Here is a 20146-nt window from a genome sequence, read left to right on the forward strand (position 1 = left end):
CTGGCATCCACTACCATCCACCCCGGACTCTAAATCGCCCCGCTACTAAAAGCGGGGGGACGTCGCCGGGCGCATGCCGACCATCCACTCCTCTTCCCGGGCCTGGGTGTACTCCCACCCGCGAGCTGGGCGCTCCAACACTTCCTGGTGCAACTGGTGCTCCAGGTCGGGCAAGACGGCGATGCGCTTCCAAGCGGGCAATTCGATCTGCCGCGCAGCGAGCAACACTTGCTTGGCCATCTTGTGCACGGCCGTCTCGTAGCAGTGCTCGTCGCCTCCGCCGTGGTAGTGGGCGAAGTGCCAGCGTTGAGTCTGGCCTTTCTTGGCCAGCAACTGCTGGCCGCAACCTGGACAGCGGCAGCCGCAGGCCAATCCACTATCCACGGCCGACGGCGGATACAGGACGCCGTCCCGCTCCCCAAAGGGCACTTTCAGCCCCGCCGTACTGACGTTGCGCCTAGCTTGGCCTGTCATCAGAGCCCTCTCTCCCCGGGGCCGACATTAGAAGGAGTGCGTCTCGCACCCTGAGATAGCCCGGCCCACATAAGGGGGAGTACGTGAAAATTTTACTCAAGCCATTGTTTGGTCTTGGACGCGCTGACGGGAAAGGGCATGAGTGAAACGACCCTGAGCCAGTTGGAGGCTCACCTTTGGGCGTGCGCCAACATCCTGCGCGGCCCCGTCGATGCTGCTGACTTCAAGACCTACATCTTCCCGTTGCTCTTCTTCAAGCGGATCTGCGATGTCTGGGACGAGGAGTACGACGAGATCGTTGATGAGACTGGCGATGAGCAGTTGGCCTGGTTTCCCGAGTCGCACCGCTTCCGACAGCTAAAGGGGACCAGCTAAAGGGGACGGAGGTAATTAACCCGAGCTAGAGCTAAAGAGGACGGAGGTAATTAACCGGCCCGTCTGGCCACCGAGAAGAACGGGCCAGGTTTGCTTCCAGGCAAGATCTCGCCAAAAGCAGTGGGTTTTCATTGCCGGTCATGAGAAGGCGCTGCTCTGACCCCTGTTTTTGCCCCGTTTCCGGCGGGCCGAGGCTAACCTGACGCCCGCATCGCTGTCGTGTGCACACGCCGTGGTCGAGGGAGGAGCGGATGTCCCAGCACCGTGTCTATCGAATGAAGTTCTCGAGCGTCTACCCGCTGTACGTCCAGAAGGCCGAGCGCAAGGGCCGCACGAAGGACGAAGTCGATCTCATCATCCGCTGGCTGACCGGATACAGCCAGGCCGGGCTCGAGGCGCAGATCGAGCGCCAGGACGACCTGGAAACCTTCTTTGCCGAGGCACCCGCGTTCAATCCCGATGGCGCCCTCATCAAGGGCGTGGTGTGCGGCGTGCGCGTGGAAGAGGTGGAGGACACCCTGTTGCGGAAGATCCGCTACCTGGACAAGCTCATCGACGAACTCGCAAAAGGCAAAGCGCTGGACAAGATCCTGCGCTCGTAGCGGCTGCAGGGGTGGAGGTCATTCAATCGCCCGTCTGGAGACCAGGATAGCGGTCAGCGTCATCGTTCCGCGTCGGTCGCCAGGTGCATCAATCTGACCGCCTGCTTGAGGCGGCGGGTGCTTGGAGCTATCGCAGGTCCGCGGGCGGGTACTTCTTCCACCAGTCCTTGCGTCCCCTGCCCTTCCGTCGGGCATTCTCCTTTCTCTGCGCCTCGGCCCGCTGCTCCGGCGTGCGTGGATCGGGCCCAGGGATCAGGTGCCCCAGTGGGTCACAGCCTGAGCATGGGAAATCAACGGGCGTGCCGTCCTCGCCTTTCACGCCGCCAGCCGATGTTCGTAGTACGGCCGCTCCCGGTCATCCAGCACGGCGTACAGGGCGGCCAGATCCGAGGTCGGCGTGAGCCAGGCGTCGAGGTGTTCGCGCTTGATCGGAATGATGCAGCGATCATGGCCCGCGGCGGCCACTTCTTCCGGCGGCTCGTCGGTCACTGCGGCGAACGAATACAGGGGCGTGCCGTCGTGTTCGACCGTCCGGGTCCAGAGGCAGGCGGCGATCATGTCCCGGCCGTCCCTCGGCCTGAACTCCAGGATGGCGTCCTGGCCCTCGCGCTCGACGTGTTCGTAGAAGGCCGTGGCCAGCACGACGCCGTGGCTCAGGCCGAACACCTTGCCCCATGACGTTTCCAGCTTGTCCCGGCGCGCGTTGTACGTCCCGGGAAACTTGCGCTCGATGGCTTCGTTCCAGCCCGGAAGCCGGCACTGGTAACGCATCGGCCGCACCACGTATCGCCCGTTCTCCAGCACCAGCACGGGGCAGTAGTAGCCGGGGTAGATGCGCCCCAGGCCGCCGGCGCTGCCCGGCTTCTTCAGCTCGTCCAGACGCTTCATTGCAGCCTCGACCTTGTTGGTGCCGATCCGCACGTCCTCGCGGGCCTTCTTGGTGTCCTTCGATTGCAGCGCGCGCTGCGCGTCCGCCACGCGCTTGCGCTGCGCGAATGCTTCCTGCGTCAACCGGTCGATCTCCGATTGATCGGCCTCGCGCACCGCGCTCGCGACTCCGGGCGGGCCATGGGCCAACGCGTCAAGCTCCAGCGCGCGCGGCGTTTTCGGCCGCTTGCCGGGATCCTTGCCTCTCTTCACCCAGAACTCCTCGACGTACCAGTCGGGATCGATCCTGATCCCGAGCTTGCGTTCGAGGGTCTTGATCTCGGCGTACACCATGGCGGAGTAACACATCGGGTCAGCCCTCCATTACTTCGTCGATCGTGACTGGATGGCCGCTGCGCCGTTCGTGGGCAAACGCCACGATCTCGACGGGCGCGCTCGCCAGCTGGTTTTCGTGCCCGGCCGACTCGGCCCCTGCCCCGAGGCTGGCTGCTCGACCCGTGACGCGTCCCGGATCTGGCGGCGGGTCTGACCGGTCTTCGAGTCGCGCATGACGAAGCTGTCGAGCTGTTCGCGACGCTGGAGTCGGTCCGACGTGGTCATGGGCTGGTCCTGGGGCGCGGCGAACCAGCATACCCACGGCAATCTCAAACGATGCGAAGGCACCCCACCGCGAATCGGGCACGGCCAGCGGATCGCGTGCTGGCGCTCGGTTGCGATCAGGGGCGTCGCCGTGTCGCTCGTGCGCGAGCGGCGCGCGAGCGGCGCGCGAGCGGTGGGGTAACCGTCATTGATCGATCCGGGAAGATGATGGGGAAGGCCGCGCGCAGGCATCGCGCACATGTCGCCGGGGGCAGGGCGGTGTGTGGGAGGCAGCCGCGCTCGGGAAGCAAAGGGGACGGAGGTAATTAATTGCCTGAGGGAGCTAAAGGGGACGGAGTGAGATGGCGCGGCAAGCAAAGGGGACGGAGGTAATTAAGCAGGCGGGGAATGGGAAGCAAGGGGAAGCAAAGAACTAAAGGGGACGGAGGTAATTAGCCGGCCCGTCTGGCCACCGAGAAGAACGGGCCCACGTTCTCCCCGCCTGTGCGGCAAGCACCACCCCTGAGCCGGTGTTGGCGGTTCTTGTTGCGCGGCGCCTCGCCGGTCGTCTTGACACTGTCCGAGGGGCACGCGCCTACACTTGCCGCGTCCTTGACAGGAATCCGCCATGCCCGAGCCGATCCCCGCGCCGCCCCCATCCGGTGCGCGCCATCCGCTTCCCTGGCTCGCGGCCATCGCTGCGGTCGTTGGCGTGGTTGCGCTGGCCTTTGCCTGGGTCGCCGGTTGGCTCGCGCCGGACCGGCTCACCCCGGCACGCTTCACCAACGCCATCCAGGCCGCGAACGGAGAAGTCTTCAAGGGATTCCGTCGTGCGCATGCCAAGGGTGTCTGCGTGTCGGGCTACTTCGAGGCCAGTGGCGAGGGCACGGCCTTGTCGACCGCGACCGTGCTGGCGCGCGGGCGCACCCCGCTGACCGGTCGCATGTCGATCGGCGGCGGTACGCCGTACGGCCTCGACGCCGCGGCGCGCGTGCGCAGCATGGCGCTACGCCTGGTCGACACCGAAGGCGACGAATGGCGGATGGCGATGAACAGCTTTCCGTTCTTCGGTTCCGCGTCCGCCCGTGATTTCTACGAGCAGACCTTGGCCGCGAGGCCGGACCCCGCCACCGGCAAGCCGGATCCCGCGAAGCAGGCGGCGTTCGTCGCAGCCCATCCGGCAGCCCAGCGCTTCGCCGCGTGGGCCAAGGCCGAGCCGTGGTCGACCAGCTGGGCCAGCACCGCTTACAACAGCGTCAACACGTTCCACTTCGTCGACGCCGACGTCGCCGTGCACAACGTCCGTTGGAGCATGAAGCCGCAGGCGCGCTTCGTCGCGATGGCGCCCGCGCAGCGCAAGTCGGCGGATGCCGACTATCTTGCCGAAGAGCTGGCCAGGCGGCTTGCTGCAGGCCCCGCGCGCTGGGACATGATCGTGACGGTCGCGGGCGCGGGCGACGATTCGTCCGATCCATCCACGCCCTGGCCTGATGACCGCCGCAAGGTGAACGTCGGCACGGTGGTGATCGAGCAGTCCGGGCCCCAGGCGACGGGTGCTTGCCGCGACCTGAACTTCGATCCGCTGATCCTGCCGCCCGGCGTCGAGCGCTCGGACGACGCGATCCTCGCCGCGCGTTCGGCGGTCTACTCCACGTCGTTCAACCGACGTCAGCGCGATATCGCCGAAGGCGACGCATCGGCGGCCACGGGCGAAGCCGCCGGGGAGGACGCAAGATGAGCGCACCGGGACCCGACACGACGCACGCCCACTTCAACCTGCCGGCGCGCCTGCTGCACTGGACCATGGCGGCCATGATCCTGGTGATGCTGTTCGTGGGCATCGGCATGGTGTCATCGATCAGCGTGCGGCCGGTGCTGGTCGACCTGCACCGTCCGCTGGGCATCGCGATCCTGCTGCTGGCGTGCGCGAGGCTGTTCAACCGCCTTCGCCACCCGCCGCCGGCGCTGCCCGCCGACCTGCCGCGCTGGCAGGCGTTTGCCGCGCATGCATCGCACTGGCTGCTGTATGCGCTCATGTTCGCGATGCCGCTGGTCGGCTGGGGCATGCTGTCGGCGGGCGCGTATCCGGTCGTGATGTGGAGCGGGGTTTCGCTGCCGCCGATCGCGCCGCACGATCCTGTTGTCTATGCGGTGCTGCGCACCGCGCACACCTGGCTGGCGCTGCTGTTGTTCGCCACCGTGCTCATGCACCTGGCCGCAGCGCTGTATCACGCCTGGGTGCGCCGCGACGGGGTTTTCCCGACGATGGCGCGTGGCGAAGACCGGGCAGCGTCGGGTCCTGACGCTTCCCGGGACATCGTTGCGGGCAAACCTGAGCTGTCCAACCGGGTGTGACCTGACGTTTCTGCCGGGCGAGGGCGGCATGACCTGCTCCTCGCTTTGCAATCAGCGCCACCCTGACCTGTGGTTCTTCTCTTAGGGTGACGTCACGTCGACGCGCGTGACCGTAGGGTGATCGCTCCATTGCACCTGCCACGGAGATCACCTTGAAGACGTTCGCCCTGCTGTTCGCCGTCGCCGCGCTTGCCGCCTGTTCCGATCAGCAACCGCCAGACACGACCGCACCCGATGTCACGAGCAGCGTGGAAGCGGCCGCGCCGGCGCAGCCCGAGACCGGAGGGAACGGCGCGGATGCCAGCCCCGGCCCAATCACCGCGCCTGGCCCGACCGCCACGGCGAATCAGGAATCCGACTATCTGGGTCGCTGGACCGGCGTCGAGGGGATGTACCTGGTGGTGGCGGCGAAGCCCGGCGGTGGCGTGACCCTGGACATGCAATGGGATCTCGACCACAAGGGCTCGTTCGATGGCTCCGTCACCGCCGAGGGGCTGCGTTTCATGCGCAACGGCGTCGCGGAGAGCGCCGTGCATACCGGTGGCGATGCCACCGGTTTGAAGTATCTCGCCGGCAAGCGGGACTGCCTGACGGTCAAGCCCGGCGAAGGCTACTGCCGGGACTAAAGCCGAAGGCTGTCCATCCTCGTCACGATCCAGATCCAAGCATGCGCAGCCCAATCTGTGCGGCCGCTAGACTGCGCGGCACGCAATCGACACCAAGGACCCCCCATGGCATTCACCACCACACCCTCCGGCCTGCAGTTCGAAGACACCGTTGTCGGCACTGGCGCCGACGCCAGGCCCGGCCGCAACGTCACCGTGCATTACACCGGCTGGCTCTTCGACAACGGCGAGCAGGGAGCGAAATTCGATTCCAGCAAGGATCGCGGCGAACCCTTCATCTTCCCGCTCGGCGGCGGCATGGTGATCAAGGGCTGGGACGAAGGCGTGCAGGGCATGAAGGAAGGCGGCCAGCGCACCCTCATCATCCCGGCGTCCCTGGGCTATGGCGCGCGCGGCGCCGGCGGCGTCATCCCGCCCAATGCCACGCTGAAGTTCGACGTCGAACTGCTGGGTGCCTGAGCCCGCAAGAAGTAGAAGCAGGATCCGAATCGACTTTCTCCTCGGTTTTCGAGAAGCCACATTGCGACCGCTGCTGTTTGCGCCGGGGCCACTCCCGGTCCACTTGTTCAACCGAGCCGAACACGGGGAGGCCGGATGATGATGTCCAACCACCGCCGCGGCCGCGTCATGATGCAGGCGGGGATATGGCTGGCATTCGCATGGACCACGCCCGGGTGCATCGCCGGGAACATCGAAACGGACGCGATCGTCCGGGTGACGCCTGATGCCTTGTCGAGCGGCGAGTACGAGTCATCGCCGACGTTCTCGCAGGACGGCACCGAGGTCTATTTCTTCCGCGCCGATCGCGGCTTCGGGCGCTATCGACTGCTGGCCTCGCGTTGCGTGGACGGCCGCTGGACGCAACCGGTCCCGCCCCCGTTCGCCAGGCCGGGCGTGTCCGAAGCCGACCCGTCGCTGTCCGCGGACGGCCGCTGGCTGTACTACGTCTCCGCCCGCGCCGATCCCGCCGGCGAGCGGCTCGACATCTGGCGCGTGCAGCGCGGCGCCGATGGGGGATGGGGCGAGCCCGAGCGTTTGCCCGAACCGGTCAACTCGACCCAGTCGCAGCTCTTGCCGCGGCCACAGCCGGATGGTCGCCTGCTGTTCGGCTCCAGCCGGTCCGGAGGGATGGGGCAAGGCGACCTCTACCTGGCCACGCCGGGCGCGGACGGAAACTGGCGCGTCGAGAACGTCGGCCCACCCGTCAGCACGGACGCCAACGAGTACGAAGCCGACCTGTCGCGCGACGGCAAGGTGCTGGTGACCGTCGCGAACCGCGGAACCACGTCCCACCTGTACATCTACCGGCGCGATGGCGCCACGTGGCGCGAGCGGGGGCGCGTACCGGCGCGAACGGACGTCTTCCAGGTGGGGCCGCTGCTCTCGCCCGACGGGCGTCGCCTGCTGTTCTCTCAGGCCGACACGGCGGAGCGTTCGGGCGAGTGGTTCCTGATCGACCTGGAGAAGGACGCCGACCCGCGCTGGCCACCGCGCTGTGGCGGGCAGGAATGGCGCTAGGTTCAACGCGTGCCGCCGCAACGAGGTCGGGCCGACTTGGTTCCCGGCTGTTCGCCGAATCGGTTGCTGCGAAGCCGAACCCGCCGGCCGGCTTGCGTGCAAGCCGACTTGCGCGCTGGGGCCGTAGCGGATCGACGACGGCGCGCGCCGATCAGTCCGCACGCACGCGGTAGGCCTCGGCCAGCGAGATCCGGCCCTGTCGCGCCATCCGCAGCGCGGCCTCGGTGATCGGCACCATGCCGCCGGCCAGCGCCGCGGCGTGCATGCGATCGGCGTCCACGCCCGGTTCGATCAGGGCCCGGATCGCGGGCGTGATCCGCATCAGCTCGTAGACCGCGCTGCGCCGGAACACGCCGGTGCCGTGGCATCGCGCGCAGCCGCGGCCGGTCGTGAATTCCTCGTCCGGGCCCACGCCGAGCGCGCTGCGGATCGCCGGCGCCGGCTCTTCCGGCGTGCGGCAGTGTTCGCAGGTCAGCCGCACCAGCCGCTGCGCCATGATGCCGGTGAGCGCGGCGCGGAGCAGGTAGGCCTCCACGCCCAGTTCCAGCAGCCGCGTTACCGTAGTGGCGGCGGTGTTGGTGTGCAGCGTGCTGAGCACCAGGTGCCCGGTCAGCGCGCTTTCCACCGCCATGCCGGCGGTCTCGCGGTCGCGGATCTCTCCCACCATGATCACGTCCGGATCGTGCCGCAGGAAGCTGCGCAGCGCGTTGGAGAACGTCACGTCGATCCGCGGGTTCACCTCCATCTGGCGGATGCCGGCCAGGGTGTACTCGACCGGGTCCTCGACGGTGAGGATGTTGATCGGCTGGCGCCGCAGCGCCTGCAGCATCGCGTACAGCGTGGTGGACTTGCCGCAGCCGGTGGGCCCGGTAACCAGGAAGAACCCGTGCGACCGGGCCATCTGGTCGTCCAGCTCGGCGCGGTCGGCGGGCGAGAGCTGGATCTGCTCGATGGTCTTGAGGCTCTCCTCGGTGTCGAGCAGGCGCACCACCACGCTTTCGCCCAGTACGCTAGGCACGACCGACACGCGCAGGCCGATCGAACGCCCGTCGTCGAGCTTGAACGTGCCGCGGCCGTCCTGCGGCCGCCGGTGCTCGGCGATGTCGAGTTGCGCGAACACCTTGATGCGGTTGATCACCAGCGCCGCGACCTCGGGAATGATGTGGCGCTGCGGCACCATGTTGCCGTCGATGCGGAACAGCAGCTCGAAGTCGCTCGCGCCGGGCCGGATGTGGACGTCGGACGCGCGCTGCCGGACCGCCGCGGACAGCGTCTCGCGCATGGCCCGGATCATCGTCCACCTGCTGGCCAGCTCGCTGTCGTGTCGCGAACGCTCCTGCGCGGCGCGTCCAGGCTCCAGCCCCATCTGCCTGGCAATGCGCTGGTCTTCGTCGAGGTCGTCCTGGGGGCTGCCGTGCTCGTCTCCGGCGTGTTCGCTGGCGACCATCGGGGCGATCGGCAGGTTGGCGACGAAGCCGAGCGTCGACACGATCGCTTCGTCGCTTCCCGGCTCGACGGCGACGGCCAGATAGCCGTGCGCGCTGCGCAGGGCCGTGGCGCGCAGCCGGCGGCCGGCGGCGTCCGGGAAATGCTTGCCCAGCCCCGGCTCGGCGGCGACGCGCGCGGTGTCCACGAGCGGGAGCCCCAGCCGGTGCGCGTGCTCCCAGGCCGCCATGCCGCCGTCGCCGGCGCGCTCGCGCCAGGCGGCCTGCGCGACCTGCAGCCCCGCCAGTGCCGGCTCCGGTCGGCCGGCGGCGCAGGCGACCAGGTAGGCATCGAGCTGGTCGACGTTGCCGATGACCGCAACCGTCGGGTTGCCGGGGGTGGCGCTGGGCATGGGGTTCTCCGCGGTGGTGGGCGACGGCCAGCGGGCATCGGGCGCACCTGCCGCGCGTTGGCTTCGTCGTGTGGTTATCGGCCGCGACGCGCGCACCTCAAGCGGGGCGGTCGTTGACTGCGCTCCGGTGGCGTCGGGTCGCGAAAGCAGGGAATGAGGCGGCGGGCATGGGGATCAGGGCGGGCTGTCCTGCGCCGGTCGCGCGCGTTGCACGAGCATCCGGCTACGCACGGTGCCAGGCGCGTGACGGGGCTGGCCGCGTCGGGACAGGGCCCGCCGCGGATCGCGTTGCATGTCCCGGGAGGGTATCGGTCGATCCGTATCCGGCGCGATCGCCTGCGTGTCCCTGGCCGCTGGAACCCGCATGCGCGTTGTGCCCATTGGCCCGTCGCGCAGCGCTGGGCCAGGGCGGATTGCCGGACATGCGCTTCGTCCGGATTACGCGCCGTCCCTGGCCCGGTGCCGGATGGCAGCAGCCAGAAGAATGCGCGAATAGGCCTTGTGGAACCGCAGCAACGCGTGGAACTGCCAGCCAAGGCGGCCGCGTTCGTACGGCACGATCGCCGATCCGAAAAAGAGGGTCGTCGTCTTGGTGCCTGCCGGACCGGATGCCACCATCAGCCAGGATCGCGTACGGCCTGCAGCGAGCGTGGCCTGGTGGGATTCGCGATGCTCGACCGTCCACGCAGAGAAGCGCGTGAGACTGCCCTGGGCGAGCAACTGCGCTTCCCGGTCGGTGGACGGGACGTGCAGGAATCGGGCCAGCAGCCAGCGCTCGAGCTTGAAGATGGGCGTGGTGTAGAAAGCCGCCATGAACGCGGCAAGCGAAACTTCTCCTGCAATCGTCGCCGCGTAGCAATCCGCGTAGGCGCCGGAGGCGGCGTAATGCTGTAGGCGCGTGCCGGCTGGCGGCGGGATCGCCTGGACGCTGGGCATGTGGGTTGCGCCTTGTGAGTCACGCTTCATCGGAAAGGTCCATGTCCTCGCGCTGATGGCGAAAAGGAACCCGTGGAGTCGACCTTCCCGCTGGTCGCGCGTCACTGCCATGCTGCACGACAGGCGCTTTGCGCATGCGACCAGGAGACGCCGTTATACCGGTCGCGAGGCCGCAATCGCGGGGTGGGCATTCAAGTGTGCGGCGAGGGCGTGCAGGCGCGGATAGGCGGCCAGCGGGCGCAGGTCGTACAGGGCCAGGTGATCCCACAGCGACACCAGATGGAAGCCGAGATAGGACGGCGTCTCCAGGAACACCCCCACGTTGGCTTCCAGCCAGGCGAGGGCGCCATCGATCGCCCCGCGCATCTTGTCGAAGCGCACGTGCGCGGCGGTGTCGATGCCGGTACGCGCGGCCAGGATCAATTCCACCTCGGCGGCCATCGCGCCGTTCATCACCGCGCGTGCGTTGAGCGTGGCCACGCGGCCATCCAGCACCCCAAGGCGGTCGTCCGGGTCGTATCGGTGCACCAGATACTGCGCGATGTGGTCGGAGTCGAACACCACGCAATCGTCGTCGACGAGCGTCGGCACTTTCATCAGCGGGTTGGGCCCGAACACCGCGGCTTGCGCGACGGCCGCATTGCCGACATCGACCAGCGTCGCCTCCAGGCCGAGCGCGCCGAGCACCAGGCGGACCTTGCGCGAGTAGTGCGAGCGCGGCGTGTAGAGCAGTTGCATGTCCGCCACTATAGCGAGGTGAGCGGTCAAGGCATGGGGGCGAACGGGGACGGGTCTGGCGGGGCCGGTACGGCGATGCCGGGCATTGCGCGGCGCATCACCTGCCGCACTGGCGGTGCACGACTCGGCCCGCAATTGTCGATGAATGCATCCGTCGCCCGTGTCGATCCACGCAAACGCGGTTCGTCGATGGAGAGACCGGGCTCTCGCCGCCGGCCGCGGCAGCCGGCGATCCCTCGACCAGGACATTCCCCATGACGACCGAAGCAAAGCCCAAGGGCCCCGCCTCCTACTTTCCCACCATCGAGAAGACGTACTGCAAGCCCGTATCGCACTGGCTCGCATTGCTGGACGCGACCGGCGACAGCAGGCACGCGGAGCAGGTGGCCTTCCTCAAGTCCGAACACAAGCTCGGCCACGGGCATGCCAACGCTCTCGTGGCCTATCACAGGGCGCGCGGAGCGACCTGACCAGCAAGCGGAGCGAGGTGCGCCGGACGCCTGCGGGATCGCTTTCGTGGTTTGTCGTGAATCATCCACAGCGACGGTGGCAACCGGGAGCGGGCGGCTGACTCCGGGCTCGCCGGCCCTTCTCGTGGTGACTGGCGGAAAAAAAACAAAAAAGGGAGGCGCGCCGCGCCTCCCACCATCAATTTATAACCCGGACCAGGGCTTGCGGCAAGCCGGCGCGGCGTCCCTAGAATCGCCGCCCTGCCGATCGGGCAGGACACCCAAGCGAGCTTGACGATGCAAGACGACACGTTCGCCCCCGACCACGACTGGACTCCCGTTTCGGCCGGCAACTGCGATCGGGTGGCGGGGCCGTTCTATCACGGGACCAAGGCTGCGCTGGCGCCTGGTGACCTGCTGACCGCGGGCTTCCAGTCCAACTACGACCACAGCGTGGTGATGAACCACATCTACTTCGCCGCCATTGCCAAGGGCGCCGGGCTGGCCGCGGAGATGGCCCGGGGCAGCGGCCGGCCACGGGTCTATGTCGTCGTGCCGATGGGCGATTTCGAAGACGACCCGAATGTCACCAACAAGAAGTTCCCCGGCAATCCGACGCGGTCGTACCGCAGCCGGCATCCCCTGAAGGTCGTGGGCGAGATCGACAGCTGGGAGCGCTTCGATCCGGAATTCCTCAAGCACCTGCGCGAACGCGTCGCGGCGGGGATGGGCGAGATCATCAACTGAGCGTGCGCGACCTGCAGGGGAATGGCGCGCGGACAGTCCACGCGAGCCGTGGCCGGCTTCGTGGACCAGGTGGCATCTGCAAGCACCCGCGACGCGGGATGCACTACCGCGCCTTGTGTCGAATCACCTAACATCATCCGGCGCCGCCATCGGTGGCGCGCACCGTTTCGAGAGGCGCTGCAGCGGCCGCTGGCCGTGACGCTCGGGCGGTCGACAGCACAAGGGCGCCTCTTTCGGGAGGGGCTGCCATGTCGGGCAATCGCAACGCGAAGCGCGTCGACCAAGTCATCGGTCGTGTCGTCGGACTCTGGCGCTATCCGGTCAAGTCGATGGCCGCCGAGGCGCTGCACGCGGTGGATGTGTCGTGGCACGGACTGGCCGGGGACCGCCGCTGGGCATTCGTGCGCGAGGGCCTGGAGCGCAGCGGCTTCCCCTGGCTGACGCTCCGCCAACGCGCGGAAATGCGCCGCTACGTGCCTTCGTTCGTCGATCCGGCCAGGCCGGATGCGTCGGCGACGCGGGTGCGCACGCCGACCGGTGCGGACCTGGATGTCGCCGATCCCGTGCTGGCCGCGGAACTGGCCAGCGACGGCGCGCGCGTGATCCGGCTGGATCGCGGTGCGTTCGACGCCTTTCCGCTTTCGCTGATCACGACCGCGACGATCGCCGCGATCGGCGATCGCGTCGGCATGGCGCTGGACGCGCAGCGCTTCCGTCCGAACCTGCTGGTGGAGGCGGATTCCGCGGAGCCATTCGTGGAAGACACCTGGGTCGGCCGCGTGCTGCGCATCGGCGCCCTGCGCATGCGCGTGGACGCGCGCGACGGCCGCTGCGTCGTCATCACCATCGATCCGGCCACCAGCGAACGCGAACCGGCCGTCCTGCGAACGGTCGCGCACGAACGCGAAGGCAAGCTGGGCGTATACGGCTCGACCGTCACCCCGGGCAGGATCGCGTTGCAGGAGGCGGTGGCGATCGAAGAGGATGGCTGAGCCAGGCGTTGCGCACTCGTGCGCGCCTGGATGACCAGTCCGCGTGGCGAACACAAGCACGGCCGCGGCCATGCCAACCCGCGCATGGCCTGTCACCGGGCCCGCGGCGCCGGATGCGACCAGGCAAGCGGATCCGCGCCGGCGGATCGGACCTGCGCTTTACGTGAACTCCTCCAGGCGGCGGGCGCCGGGTCGATGCGAGACGTCGTGGTCCGCTGGCAGGGTGCGGCCATCCACGACGCTGTGCACCGCCACGCGATTGCGCCCGGCATCCTTGGCGATGTAGCACATGCGATCGGCCAGCGCGATGAGCGCGTCGACCGAGCGTTCGCCGTCGTCGAATTCGACCAGGCCGATGCTCGTGCCGATCCGGTATTCGCCCCCGTTCCAGGCGAACACGAAGTCGACGACGGCGTTACGGATCTTCTCGGCGACGCTGATCGCGTTGGCGGGGATGGAGTTCACCAGCAGCACGGCGAATTCGTCGCCCCCCAGGCGCGCGACGGTGTCGTGTTCGCGCAGCTGCTTGCGCAGCATCAAGGCCAGCTGGCGCAGCAACTCGTCCCCGGCAAGGTGCCCGCCGCTGTCGTTGACGGCCTTGAAGCGGTCCAGGTCGAGGTACAGCAACGCATTGCCGGTGCCGAACAGGCGGGCATCGCCGATGGCGCGCTGCAGCTGCGCCTGGAAGGCGCGGCGGTTCTGCAGGCCGGTCAAAGGATCGTGGTTGGCGTGGTAGGCGAGCTCACGCGCCAGCCGGGTCGAAGCCGTCACGTTGCGGAAGGTCACCACCATCCCGAGCAGGCGCTTGTCACGGCCATGGATGGGCGACACGGCCCCGTCCACCAGGATGACGTGGTCGTCACAGCGCATTTGATCGGTCACCCTGGGCAAGGGCAAGCCGCTGTTCCCCCGCAGGGTCCTCAGTCCGACTCTGCGCTTGATCTCCGTGCGCCGGATCGGTGCGGGCATGGCGGAGCTGCGCTACGAAGTGGCAAGCGCCGGGACGAAGCAGGGCGGTGCAGATGGCATCGATTGAACGGGCGGGGCGCGGCGTCAGGTAAGAGGCCGGGCAACACAGACGCGGCGAGTAGTATTTTCAATGTTTGACGAGAGCCCGCGCCCAAGTGCTCCGCCGCAAGCGAAGTTGGTCCGAGGATGGTGCCTGCATGAAGATCCTGCTGCTGCTCCTGATGGCGTGCCTTCCCGGCTTCGCCCTTGCCACGTCGGTCCCGCAAAAGCCGCTGGAGGACATCTGCGCGAATCGGACCATGTCGTCGTCGCCACGATCATCGGCGTGGAGATGGTCGACGGTGCGGGACAACCCGTCACCGACCCCGCCGCACGCACCGGTCCGGGGTTCGGACAACAGGCTGCGGTTGCTCCTGCAGGTGAAGGAAGTGCTGTTCACGCGGGCCGATCGCCTGCCGCCTGTGTTGATGGTGCCGCTGTGGTCGATGCTGCACTCCGAACTCGGGGACATGCAGGATGGGGTGGTCGGTTCGTCCGGCGTATTCCTGCTGCGGGGGCAGAACTTCCAGCCCGCGGATCCCGCCCATTTCCAGCGTGGACTGGATGAACGCCCGCAGATCGAGCGTCTCCTGGCATCCCTTGGTTTCTCCGGCCGGGAATCGGAGCCGGGTGCACCTTCGCAGGAATGACGCGGCAGCGTCATGTTCCCTGCAAGTGCCGAGTGGAAAAATCGGCCACGTCCCCCTGATCGCGTGAGCCCCTGCGATGAGTGCCCGTCTCTCCGCCGCCGACCTCGGATTTCGCGTCCGCGGGGACGACGAGCAAAGCCTGTTCAAGTGGCTGCTGGCAAGCTTCCTGTTCGGCAAGCGGATCGGCCACCAGGTCGCGGCCGCCACTTGGCGCGTTCTCGTGGACACGCATGGACTGGATTCGCCGTGCAAGCTGCGTGGCTGCACGCACGCGCAGCTGGTGGCGATGCTGGGGCAGGGCGGCTATGCGCGCTACGACCACTCCACCGCCGAGCGCCTGCGGTTGCTGTGCGACACGCTGCTCGAGCAGTACGACGGTCGCGTGCTGGGCATGCTGGAGGCCGCCGATAACCGTGACGACTTCGAGCGTCGGCTGCTCCGGTTCAAAGGCATCGGTCCGGTGACGCTGGAGATCTTCATGCGCGAAGCCGGGCCCGCGCTGTTCGGTCACGGCCCCTAGTCTGGGACGGCGCTGGCCGGGTGCACGCGCGATGCTGCCGACCCTGGTAGGCCGCGGCGCTGTTCCTCCGAGCCTCGAGGGCGCCTGCGCCCTCCGCCACCGCTGCTACCGCGGCTTGGGCGCATGCCGCAGGTGCGTGGCGGCCCGGCGCCGGTGCACGGCCGGTGGAAAGCGGCGCCCGCTGCAGAATCCGCCGCCGCGGCCGTTATCGCCAACAGATGATTTCAGGCAGGTCGTGGCATGCAGCGGCAACCCAGCGTTCGCGCCCTGCGCGCGATCCGTGACGCGATCCTGCGCAGGCGCATCGGCGGTACGCGCCTGCTGGCCGCGTCGCTGCTCGCCGTGTTCGGCTTCGGCGACGCTTGCGCACAGGCGCCACAGCCGCAGTCCCCGCCTGCAGCCGCAGCCGGATCGGCAACCCCCGCGGCGACCGACCCGGACGCGAACCTGGCCAGCCTGTCGCTGGAGCAGCTGCTGCAGGTCGAGGTGTCCTCGGCCTCGCGCTTCGACCAGCAGGCCAGCCAGGCACCTTCCGCGGTGCAGGTCATCACCGGCGAGCAGATTCGCCTGCACGGCTGGCGCACGCTGGGCGAGGCGCTGGAGACGTTGCCCGGGCTGTACCTGAGCGACAACGGCATCTACACCTACCTGGGCGCGCGCGGGCTGCTGCGCGCCGGCGACTACGACACCCGCTTCCTGCTGCTGGTCGATGGCCATCGCATCAACGATCCGGTCTACAGCCAGAGTCCGGTGGGCGCCGAGTTCCCGCTCGACATGGCGCTGGTGGAGCGCATCGAATACGTCCCCGGCCCGGGCTCGGCGCTGTACGGCTCCAATGCGTTCTTCGGCGTGATCAACGTCAGGACGCGGGCGCCCGGGAGCGGCGGCTCCGAGGTGGCGGTGGGCGCGGGCAACTTCGGCACCCGCAGCGGTCGCGCGGTGCTTTCGCTGCAGGGGCCGCTCGGCAGGAGCCTGCTGGCAGCCAGCGAAATCCGGAGCGACGGCCGCGACCTGTATTCGCGCGAATTCGCTTCGGATACCTCCGACGGCGTCGCCCGCGGCCTCGACGCGGAGCACGCGCGCAAGCTACTGCTGCGCCATTCGGCCGGCGACCTGCAGGTCACGCTGCTGGCCGGCGAGCGTCGCAAGGACGAACCGGTGGCGAGCTACGAGCAGACGTTCGGCGTTCCGGGTGGCAATGTCCTCGATCGCTGGGCGGTCCTTGGCGTGCAGTACAGCCGCGCCCTGGGCGAGGCTACGCGCTGGCAGTCGCAGCTCGATGCGATCGACTTCCGCTACGTGGGCAACTACGTCTACGCCGATGAGCCGCCGACCGTGATCAACCGTGACATCGACACGGGACGCACGCTGGTGCTGGAGAGCCGCGTAGTCACCACCGCCATCGACCGCCATACGTTCGTGGCCGGGGTGGAGGCGCAGTTCGACCGCGGCGTGGAACAGCGCAACTTCGATGTCGAGCCGCGCGCCGACTACCTGCGATCGCGTCATGACGGCAGCAGCGTCGGCGTCTTCGCCAGCGACGAGTTCGCGCTGCGCGGCAGCTGGCGGCTCAACGGCGGCCTGCGCCTGGATCGCAGCGACAGGGGCAAGGTGCGGTTGAGCCCGCGGCTGGCGCTGGTCTCGGCACCGGCCGGCGGCACCACGGTGAAGCTGATCGCCGGGAGCGCGTTCCGCGCGCCCAACGCCTACGAGCGGTTCTACGAGGTCGACACCGACGAGGGTGGGCAGCACGCCAATCCCGACCTTGGCGCCGAACACATCCGCACCGCGGAACTGTTCCTCGGGCGCAACCTGGGGCCGCGCACGCGCGCGGAGCTGTCGCTGTACGACTACTCGCTGACCGACCTGGTCACGCTGGTCGATGACGGCGCCGGGATGCTGACCCTGGAGAACCGCGCCAGCGCCGACTCCACCGGAGCCGAGCTCTCGCTGCGCCACTACTGGGCCGAGGGTGCCAGCGTGCGCGCCAGCTACAGCTACAGCCGGGTCCGCGATTCCGCGGGGGGCGAGGTGGTCAACGCGCCCAGCGGCGTCGCACGCGTGATCGCCGAAGTGCCGCTCGCGCGCGGGCTGTCGCTGGGCGCCACCGGCTCCTACATGCGCCGACGCGCGACCCGCGCCGGCCACGTCGGGGCCAATGCCCAACTCCACGTCAACCTGCTCTGGCAGCCCGATGGCCTGCCGATGACGCTCTCGGCCGGCGTGCGCAACCTGTTCGACGCGCGGTACGCCGATCCGGTCGGCCCAGAGTTCGTCCAGGACGCGGTGCTGCGCAGGGGGCGCGAAACGCGCGTCGAGCTGACGTGGCAGTTCTGAGTGCCATCGCCCCATGCCGGCGCCGCGCGCATGCGTGCGCAGCGGTCGGGATGCTGCTCGCGGCCACGGCCAGCGCCGCGCGGGCGCAGGTCGACGAAGCGCGGCTCAAGGCCGCCTTCGTCTACAACATCGTTGCTTTTTCCAGCTGGAACGGCGCGCCGTCCGACGCGCGCCTGCATGTGTGCACCGCCACCGGCGGGCCGCTGGACGCCGAGCTCGCGCGGCTGGGAGGGCGCCAGCTCGGCCAGCGCCGCATCGACGTGCGCCGTGGCTTCGGCGCCGGCTGCGATGTCGTGGTGCGTGGCGCCCGCGATCTGGCCCCGCCTGCGTCGCCGTCAACGCTGGTGATCTGCGATGGCTGCGCGCTGCCGGACGGCAGCAGCGCGGTCAGCCTGCTGCGCGAGGACGATCGCATCCGCTTCGAGGTCGATGCCGCCGCAGCGACGCGCGCCGGCATCGGCTTCAGCAGCCAGCTGCTCCGCCTGGCCAGGCGAGTGCTGTGAGCGCGCTGCTGCACGGCAGCCGCGCTTCGGGCCTGCGCACGAGCGTGGTGGGGGCGACGGTGGCGCTGGTGCTGGCCGGCGGCTTCCTGCTGGCGCTGCAGTACGCGATCCAGCGCCAGGAGACGATTGCCGATGCGCGTACGCAGGCGCAGGTGGTCGCCTCCAGCAGCGCCGCAGCGGTGATGTTCGGCGACACCGAAGCGGTGGCCGATACCATGGTCTCGCTGGGCACGCTGGGCCCGGTGCGTACCGCGCGCATCAGCAACCGCGGCGGCGAAGTGGTGGGCTCGTATCCCGACCGTGAGGCCGCACGCGCGCTGCCCGCGTGCGGGATGGATTGCGCCGTCGTGCGCGCGCCGATCCAGCTGCAGGGCGAGCAGGTCGGGACGGTGGAGCTGGAAGTGGACATGGCGCGGGTGCATCGACGCCTGCTTGGCCTCGCCGGCGCGTTCCTGCTGGCCTCGCTGGCCGGCGTCGGCCTCGCCATGCCGCTGATGCGCCGCGCGCGCGCAAGCGTGCGGGCAGCCGAGGCGCGGCTGGACTACCTCGCCCACGTCGATCCGGTGACTGGGCGCGAGAACCGCAACGCGTTCATCGCGCAGATGGCGCAGACGCCCGCGGCCGGGCCCGGCTCGCCCCGGCACGCGCTGATCCAGCTCGACCTCGACCGCTTCAAGGAAGTCAACGACACGCTGGGCCACGCGGGCGGCGACGAACTGTTGCGGCAGGTCGCCGTCCGCATCGCAAGCGTGCTGCGCGCAGGCGACCAGCTGTTTCGCCTGGGGGGTGACGAGTTCGCGGTGCTGATGGCGGATGTGGAGTCGGTCGACGCCGCGTTGGCGCAGGCGCAGGCGGTACTCGCACGGCTCAACGCGCCGTTCAACGTGTCCGGCCAGCAGCTATTCATCACCGGCAGCGCGGGCGTCAGCCTGTGGCCCGACGATGCGGAGCGCTTGCGCGACCTGGCCGGCAATGCGGACGCGGCGATGTACGAGGCCAAGCGCAATGGCCGCAACCGGGCGGCACTGTTCGAACCGCGGCTGCGCGAGGCGCAGGCGGCGCGCCTGGCGCTGCAGGCCGACCTGCGCGGCGCAATGGCGCGTGGCGAATTGCGCCTGAACTACCAGCCGCAGGTGGATGCCGTGCGTGGCACGCTCAGCGGCGTCGAGGCGCTGCTGCGCTGGGATCGCGGCGGCATCGATCCGGTGTCGCCCGCGGTGTTTATTCCGATTGCCGAGGAAAGCGGGCTGATCGTCGAGATCGGTCGCTGGGTGATCCGCGAAGCCTGTCGCCAGGCACAGGCGTGGCGCGAACAGGGCTTCGGCCAGCTGCGCATGGCGGTGAACCTGTCGGTGCGCCAGACCCGCGACGAGCAGCTGCTCGCGTTCATCGACGACGTGCTGGAGGAGACCGGGGTCGCGCCGGGCTGCCTGGAGCTGGAAATCACAGAGAACCTGCTGATGGAGGAAACCGAACTGGCGATCGCCCTGCTGGCGAGGCTGCGAGCGCGCGGCCTGCACCTGGCGATCGACGACTTCGGCACCGGCTATTCCTCGATGGCCTACCTCAAGCGGCTGCCGATCGACACGCTCAAGATCGACATGACCTTCGTGCGCGCGATCCCCGGCGACGGCGAAGCGATCACCACCGCGATCCTGGCGATGGCGCGGCAGCTCGGCCTTGCCGTGGTGGCCGAGGGCGTGGAAACCGGGCAGCAGCATGCCTTCCTCGCCCGGGAAGGCTGCGGCACGCTGCAGGGCTACCGCTTCGACCCGCCGCTGGACCCGGAAACCTTCGCCGCGCGCTGGCTGCAGCCGAGGACATCGCGGGCGTCGTAGCCACCCTTGGCGATACATCCGCGACGAAGAGGAGTTTTCACCCGGCATCCAGAGCGGCGGTCGCGATCGCCCGCCGCTCCAGAGTGCGATGTGCGTCGGGCTGCGGCGCTTGAGGACACCCGGGATTCGATCGCCCGGAGCCCATCGGACCGTGGTCGCTGATCGCGCCGGATA

General features: G+C 68.7%; 22 protein-coding genes. 16 read left to right on the forward strand and 6 right to left on the reverse strand.

The features are described 5' to 3' along the window. Positions 1–45: 45 nt before the first annotated feature. Positions 46–474 carry a competence protein CoiA family protein gene (locus ACFOM9_RS15910; RefSeq protein WP_386713170.1) on the reverse strand — a complete coding sequence of 143 codons (429 nt, stop codon included), beginning with the start codon at positions 472–474 and terminating at the stop codon, positions 46–48. Between the two features lie 138 nt (positions 475–612). Here ACFOM9_RS15910 and ACFOM9_RS15915 point away from each other — a divergent pair, with 138 nt between their 5' ends. Together ACFOM9_RS15915 and ACFOM9_RS15920 are read left to right on the forward strand one after the other, a co-directional pair. Beyond that, positions 613–849 (forward strand): type I restriction-modification system subunit M N-terminal domain-containing protein, encoded by a 237-nt coding sequence (locus ACFOM9_RS15915; protein WP_386713173.1) that lies wholly within the window; start codon positions 613–615, stop codon positions 847–849. Positions 850–1100: 251 nt separating this feature from the next. Beyond that, complete coding sequence (locus tag ACFOM9_RS15920; RefSeq protein WP_386713176.1) at positions 1101–1451, forward strand: DUF2200 domain-containing protein; 351 nt, start codon at positions 1101–1103, stop codon at positions 1449–1451. 315 nt (positions 1452–1766) lie between these two features. On the opposite strand, the gene ACFOM9_RS15925 is transcribed toward ACFOM9_RS15920, so the two are convergent. Beyond that, positions 1767–2687: an SOS response-associated peptidase family protein gene (locus tag ACFOM9_RS15925; protein WP_386713179.1), complete on the reverse strand. Its 921-nt coding sequence runs from the start codon at positions 2685–2687 to the stop codon at positions 1767–1769. Between the two features lie 199 nt (positions 2688–2886). On the opposite strand from ACFOM9_RS15925, the gene ACFOM9_RS15930 reads away from it, so the two are divergent. The 6 genes from ACFOM9_RS15930 to ACFOM9_RS15955 all read left to right on the forward strand — a co-directional run bounded on the left by ACFOM9_RS15930 (position 2887) and on the right by ACFOM9_RS15955 (position 7417). Beyond that, the gene (locus ACFOM9_RS15930; protein WP_386713182.1) at positions 2887–3120 is read left to right on the forward strand and encodes a hypothetical protein; all 234 of its coding nucleotides are present in this window, start codon (positions 2887–2889) and stop codon (positions 3118–3120) included. Between the two features lie 426 nt (positions 3121–3546). Then, positions 3547–4656, forward strand: coding sequence for a catalase family peroxidase (locus tag ACFOM9_RS15935; protein WP_386713185.1), 1110 nt, complete (start codon positions 3547–3549; stop codon positions 4654–4656). Further along, entirely contained in the window at positions 4653–5273 is a 621-nt protein-coding gene (locus ACFOM9_RS15940) for a cytochrome b (protein WP_386713188.1), read from the forward strand. Before ACFOM9_RS15935 ends, ACFOM9_RS15940 begins: the two co-directional genes overlap by 4 nt. A 152-nt stretch (positions 5274–5425) precedes the next feature. Then, positions 5426–5899, forward strand: a complete 474-nt coding sequence (locus ACFOM9_RS15945) for a hypothetical protein (protein WP_386713191.1) — start codon at positions 5426–5428, stop codon at positions 5897–5899. A gap of 57 nt (positions 5900–5956) precedes the next feature. After that, a complete protein-coding gene (locus ACFOM9_RS15950; protein WP_386713193.1) occupies positions 5957–6358 on the forward strand; it encodes an FKBP-type peptidyl-prolyl cis-trans isomerase in 402 nt (133 codons plus the stop codon). Between the two features lie 141 nt (positions 6359–6499). Beyond that, positions 6500–7417, forward strand: a complete 918-nt coding sequence (locus tag ACFOM9_RS15955) for a TolB family protein (RefSeq protein WP_386713196.1) — start codon at positions 6500–6502, stop codon at positions 7415–7417. A gap of 151 nt (positions 7418–7568) precedes the next feature. On the opposite strand, the gene ACFOM9_RS15960 is transcribed toward ACFOM9_RS15955, so the two are convergent. The 3 genes from ACFOM9_RS15960 to ACFOM9_RS15970 form a co-directional block, all read right to left on the reverse strand. Beyond that, on the reverse strand, positions 7569–9254 hold the full coding sequence (locus ACFOM9_RS15960; protein ID WP_386713198.1) for a GspE/PulE family protein: 1686 nt from the start codon (positions 9252–9254) through the stop codon (positions 7569–7571). A 438-nt stretch (positions 9255–9692) separates the two neighbouring features. Further along, positions 9693–10190: a hypothetical protein gene (locus ACFOM9_RS15965; protein WP_386713201.1), complete on the reverse strand. Its 498-nt coding sequence runs from the start codon at positions 10188–10190 to the stop codon at positions 9693–9695. Between the two features lie 153 nt (positions 10191–10343). Further along, a complete protein-coding gene (locus tag ACFOM9_RS15970) occupies positions 10344–10928 on the reverse strand; it encodes a glutathione S-transferase family protein (protein ID WP_386713204.1) in 585 nt (194 codons plus the stop codon). Positions 10929–11182: 254 nt separating this feature from the next. Here ACFOM9_RS15970 and ACFOM9_RS15975 point away from each other — a divergent pair, with 254 nt between their 5' ends. From ACFOM9_RS15975 to ACFOM9_RS15985, 3 genes are all read left to right on the forward strand, one after another. Further along, on the forward strand, positions 11183–11398 hold the full coding sequence (locus ACFOM9_RS15975) for a DUF4287 domain-containing protein (protein ID WP_386713207.1): 216 nt from the start codon (positions 11183–11185) through the stop codon (positions 11396–11398). Between the two features lie 276 nt (positions 11399–11674). Continuing rightward, on the forward strand, positions 11675–12124 hold the full coding sequence (gene arr / locus ACFOM9_RS15980; RefSeq protein WP_386713210.1) for an NAD(+)--rifampin ADP-ribosyltransferase: 450 nt from the start codon (positions 11675–11677) through the stop codon (positions 12122–12124). A gap of 248 nt (positions 12125–12372) precedes the next feature. Then, positions 12373–13116, forward strand: a complete 744-nt coding sequence (locus tag ACFOM9_RS15985) for an MOSC domain-containing protein (RefSeq protein WP_386713213.1) — start codon at positions 12373–12375, stop codon at positions 13114–13116. 159 nt (positions 13117–13275) lie between these two features. On the opposite strand, the gene ACFOM9_RS15990 is transcribed toward ACFOM9_RS15985, so the two are convergent. Next, entirely contained in the window at positions 13276–13986 is a 711-nt protein-coding gene (locus ACFOM9_RS15990; protein ID WP_386713216.1) for a GGDEF domain-containing protein, read from the reverse strand. A 296-nt stretch (positions 13987–14282) separates the two neighbouring features. On the opposite strand from ACFOM9_RS15990, the gene ACFOM9_RS15995 reads away from it, so the two are divergent. The 5 genes from ACFOM9_RS15995 to ACFOM9_RS16015 all read left to right on the forward strand — a co-directional run bounded on the left by ACFOM9_RS15995 (position 14283) and on the right by ACFOM9_RS16015 (position 19972). Further along, positions 14283–14774 (forward strand): hypothetical protein, encoded by a 492-nt coding sequence (locus ACFOM9_RS15995; RefSeq protein WP_386713219.1) that lies wholly within the window; start codon positions 14283–14285, stop codon positions 14772–14774. Between the two features lie 76 nt (positions 14775–14850). Beyond that, the gene (locus ACFOM9_RS16000) at positions 14851–15294 is read left to right on the forward strand and encodes a DNA methylase (protein WP_386713222.1); all 444 of its coding nucleotides are present in this window, start codon (positions 14851–14853) and stop codon (positions 15292–15294) included. Between the two features lie 240 nt (positions 15295–15534). After that, positions 15535–17631 carry a TonB-dependent receptor plug domain-containing protein gene (locus tag ACFOM9_RS16005; RefSeq protein ID WP_386713225.1) on the forward strand — a complete coding sequence of 699 codons (2097 nt, stop codon included), beginning with the start codon at positions 15535–15537 and terminating at the stop codon, positions 17629–17631. A gap of 50 nt (positions 17632–17681) precedes the next feature. Beyond that, a complete protein-coding gene (locus ACFOM9_RS16010) occupies positions 17682–18134 on the forward strand; it encodes a YfiR family protein (RefSeq protein WP_386713228.1) in 453 nt (150 codons plus the stop codon). Next, entirely contained in the window at positions 18131–19972 is a 1842-nt protein-coding gene (locus tag ACFOM9_RS16015; protein WP_386713231.1) for a putative bifunctional diguanylate cyclase/phosphodiesterase, read from the forward strand. The genes ACFOM9_RS16010 and ACFOM9_RS16015 overlap by 4 nt, the downstream gene beginning before the upstream one ends. Positions 19973–20146: the final 174 nt, after the last annotated feature.

Source organism: Luteimonas notoginsengisoli (genome assembly GCF_042648885.1).
In the GTDB taxonomy this organism is placed as follows: Bacteria; Pseudomonadota; Gammaproteobacteria; order Xanthomonadales; family Xanthomonadaceae; genus Luteimonas; species Luteimonas notoginsengisoli.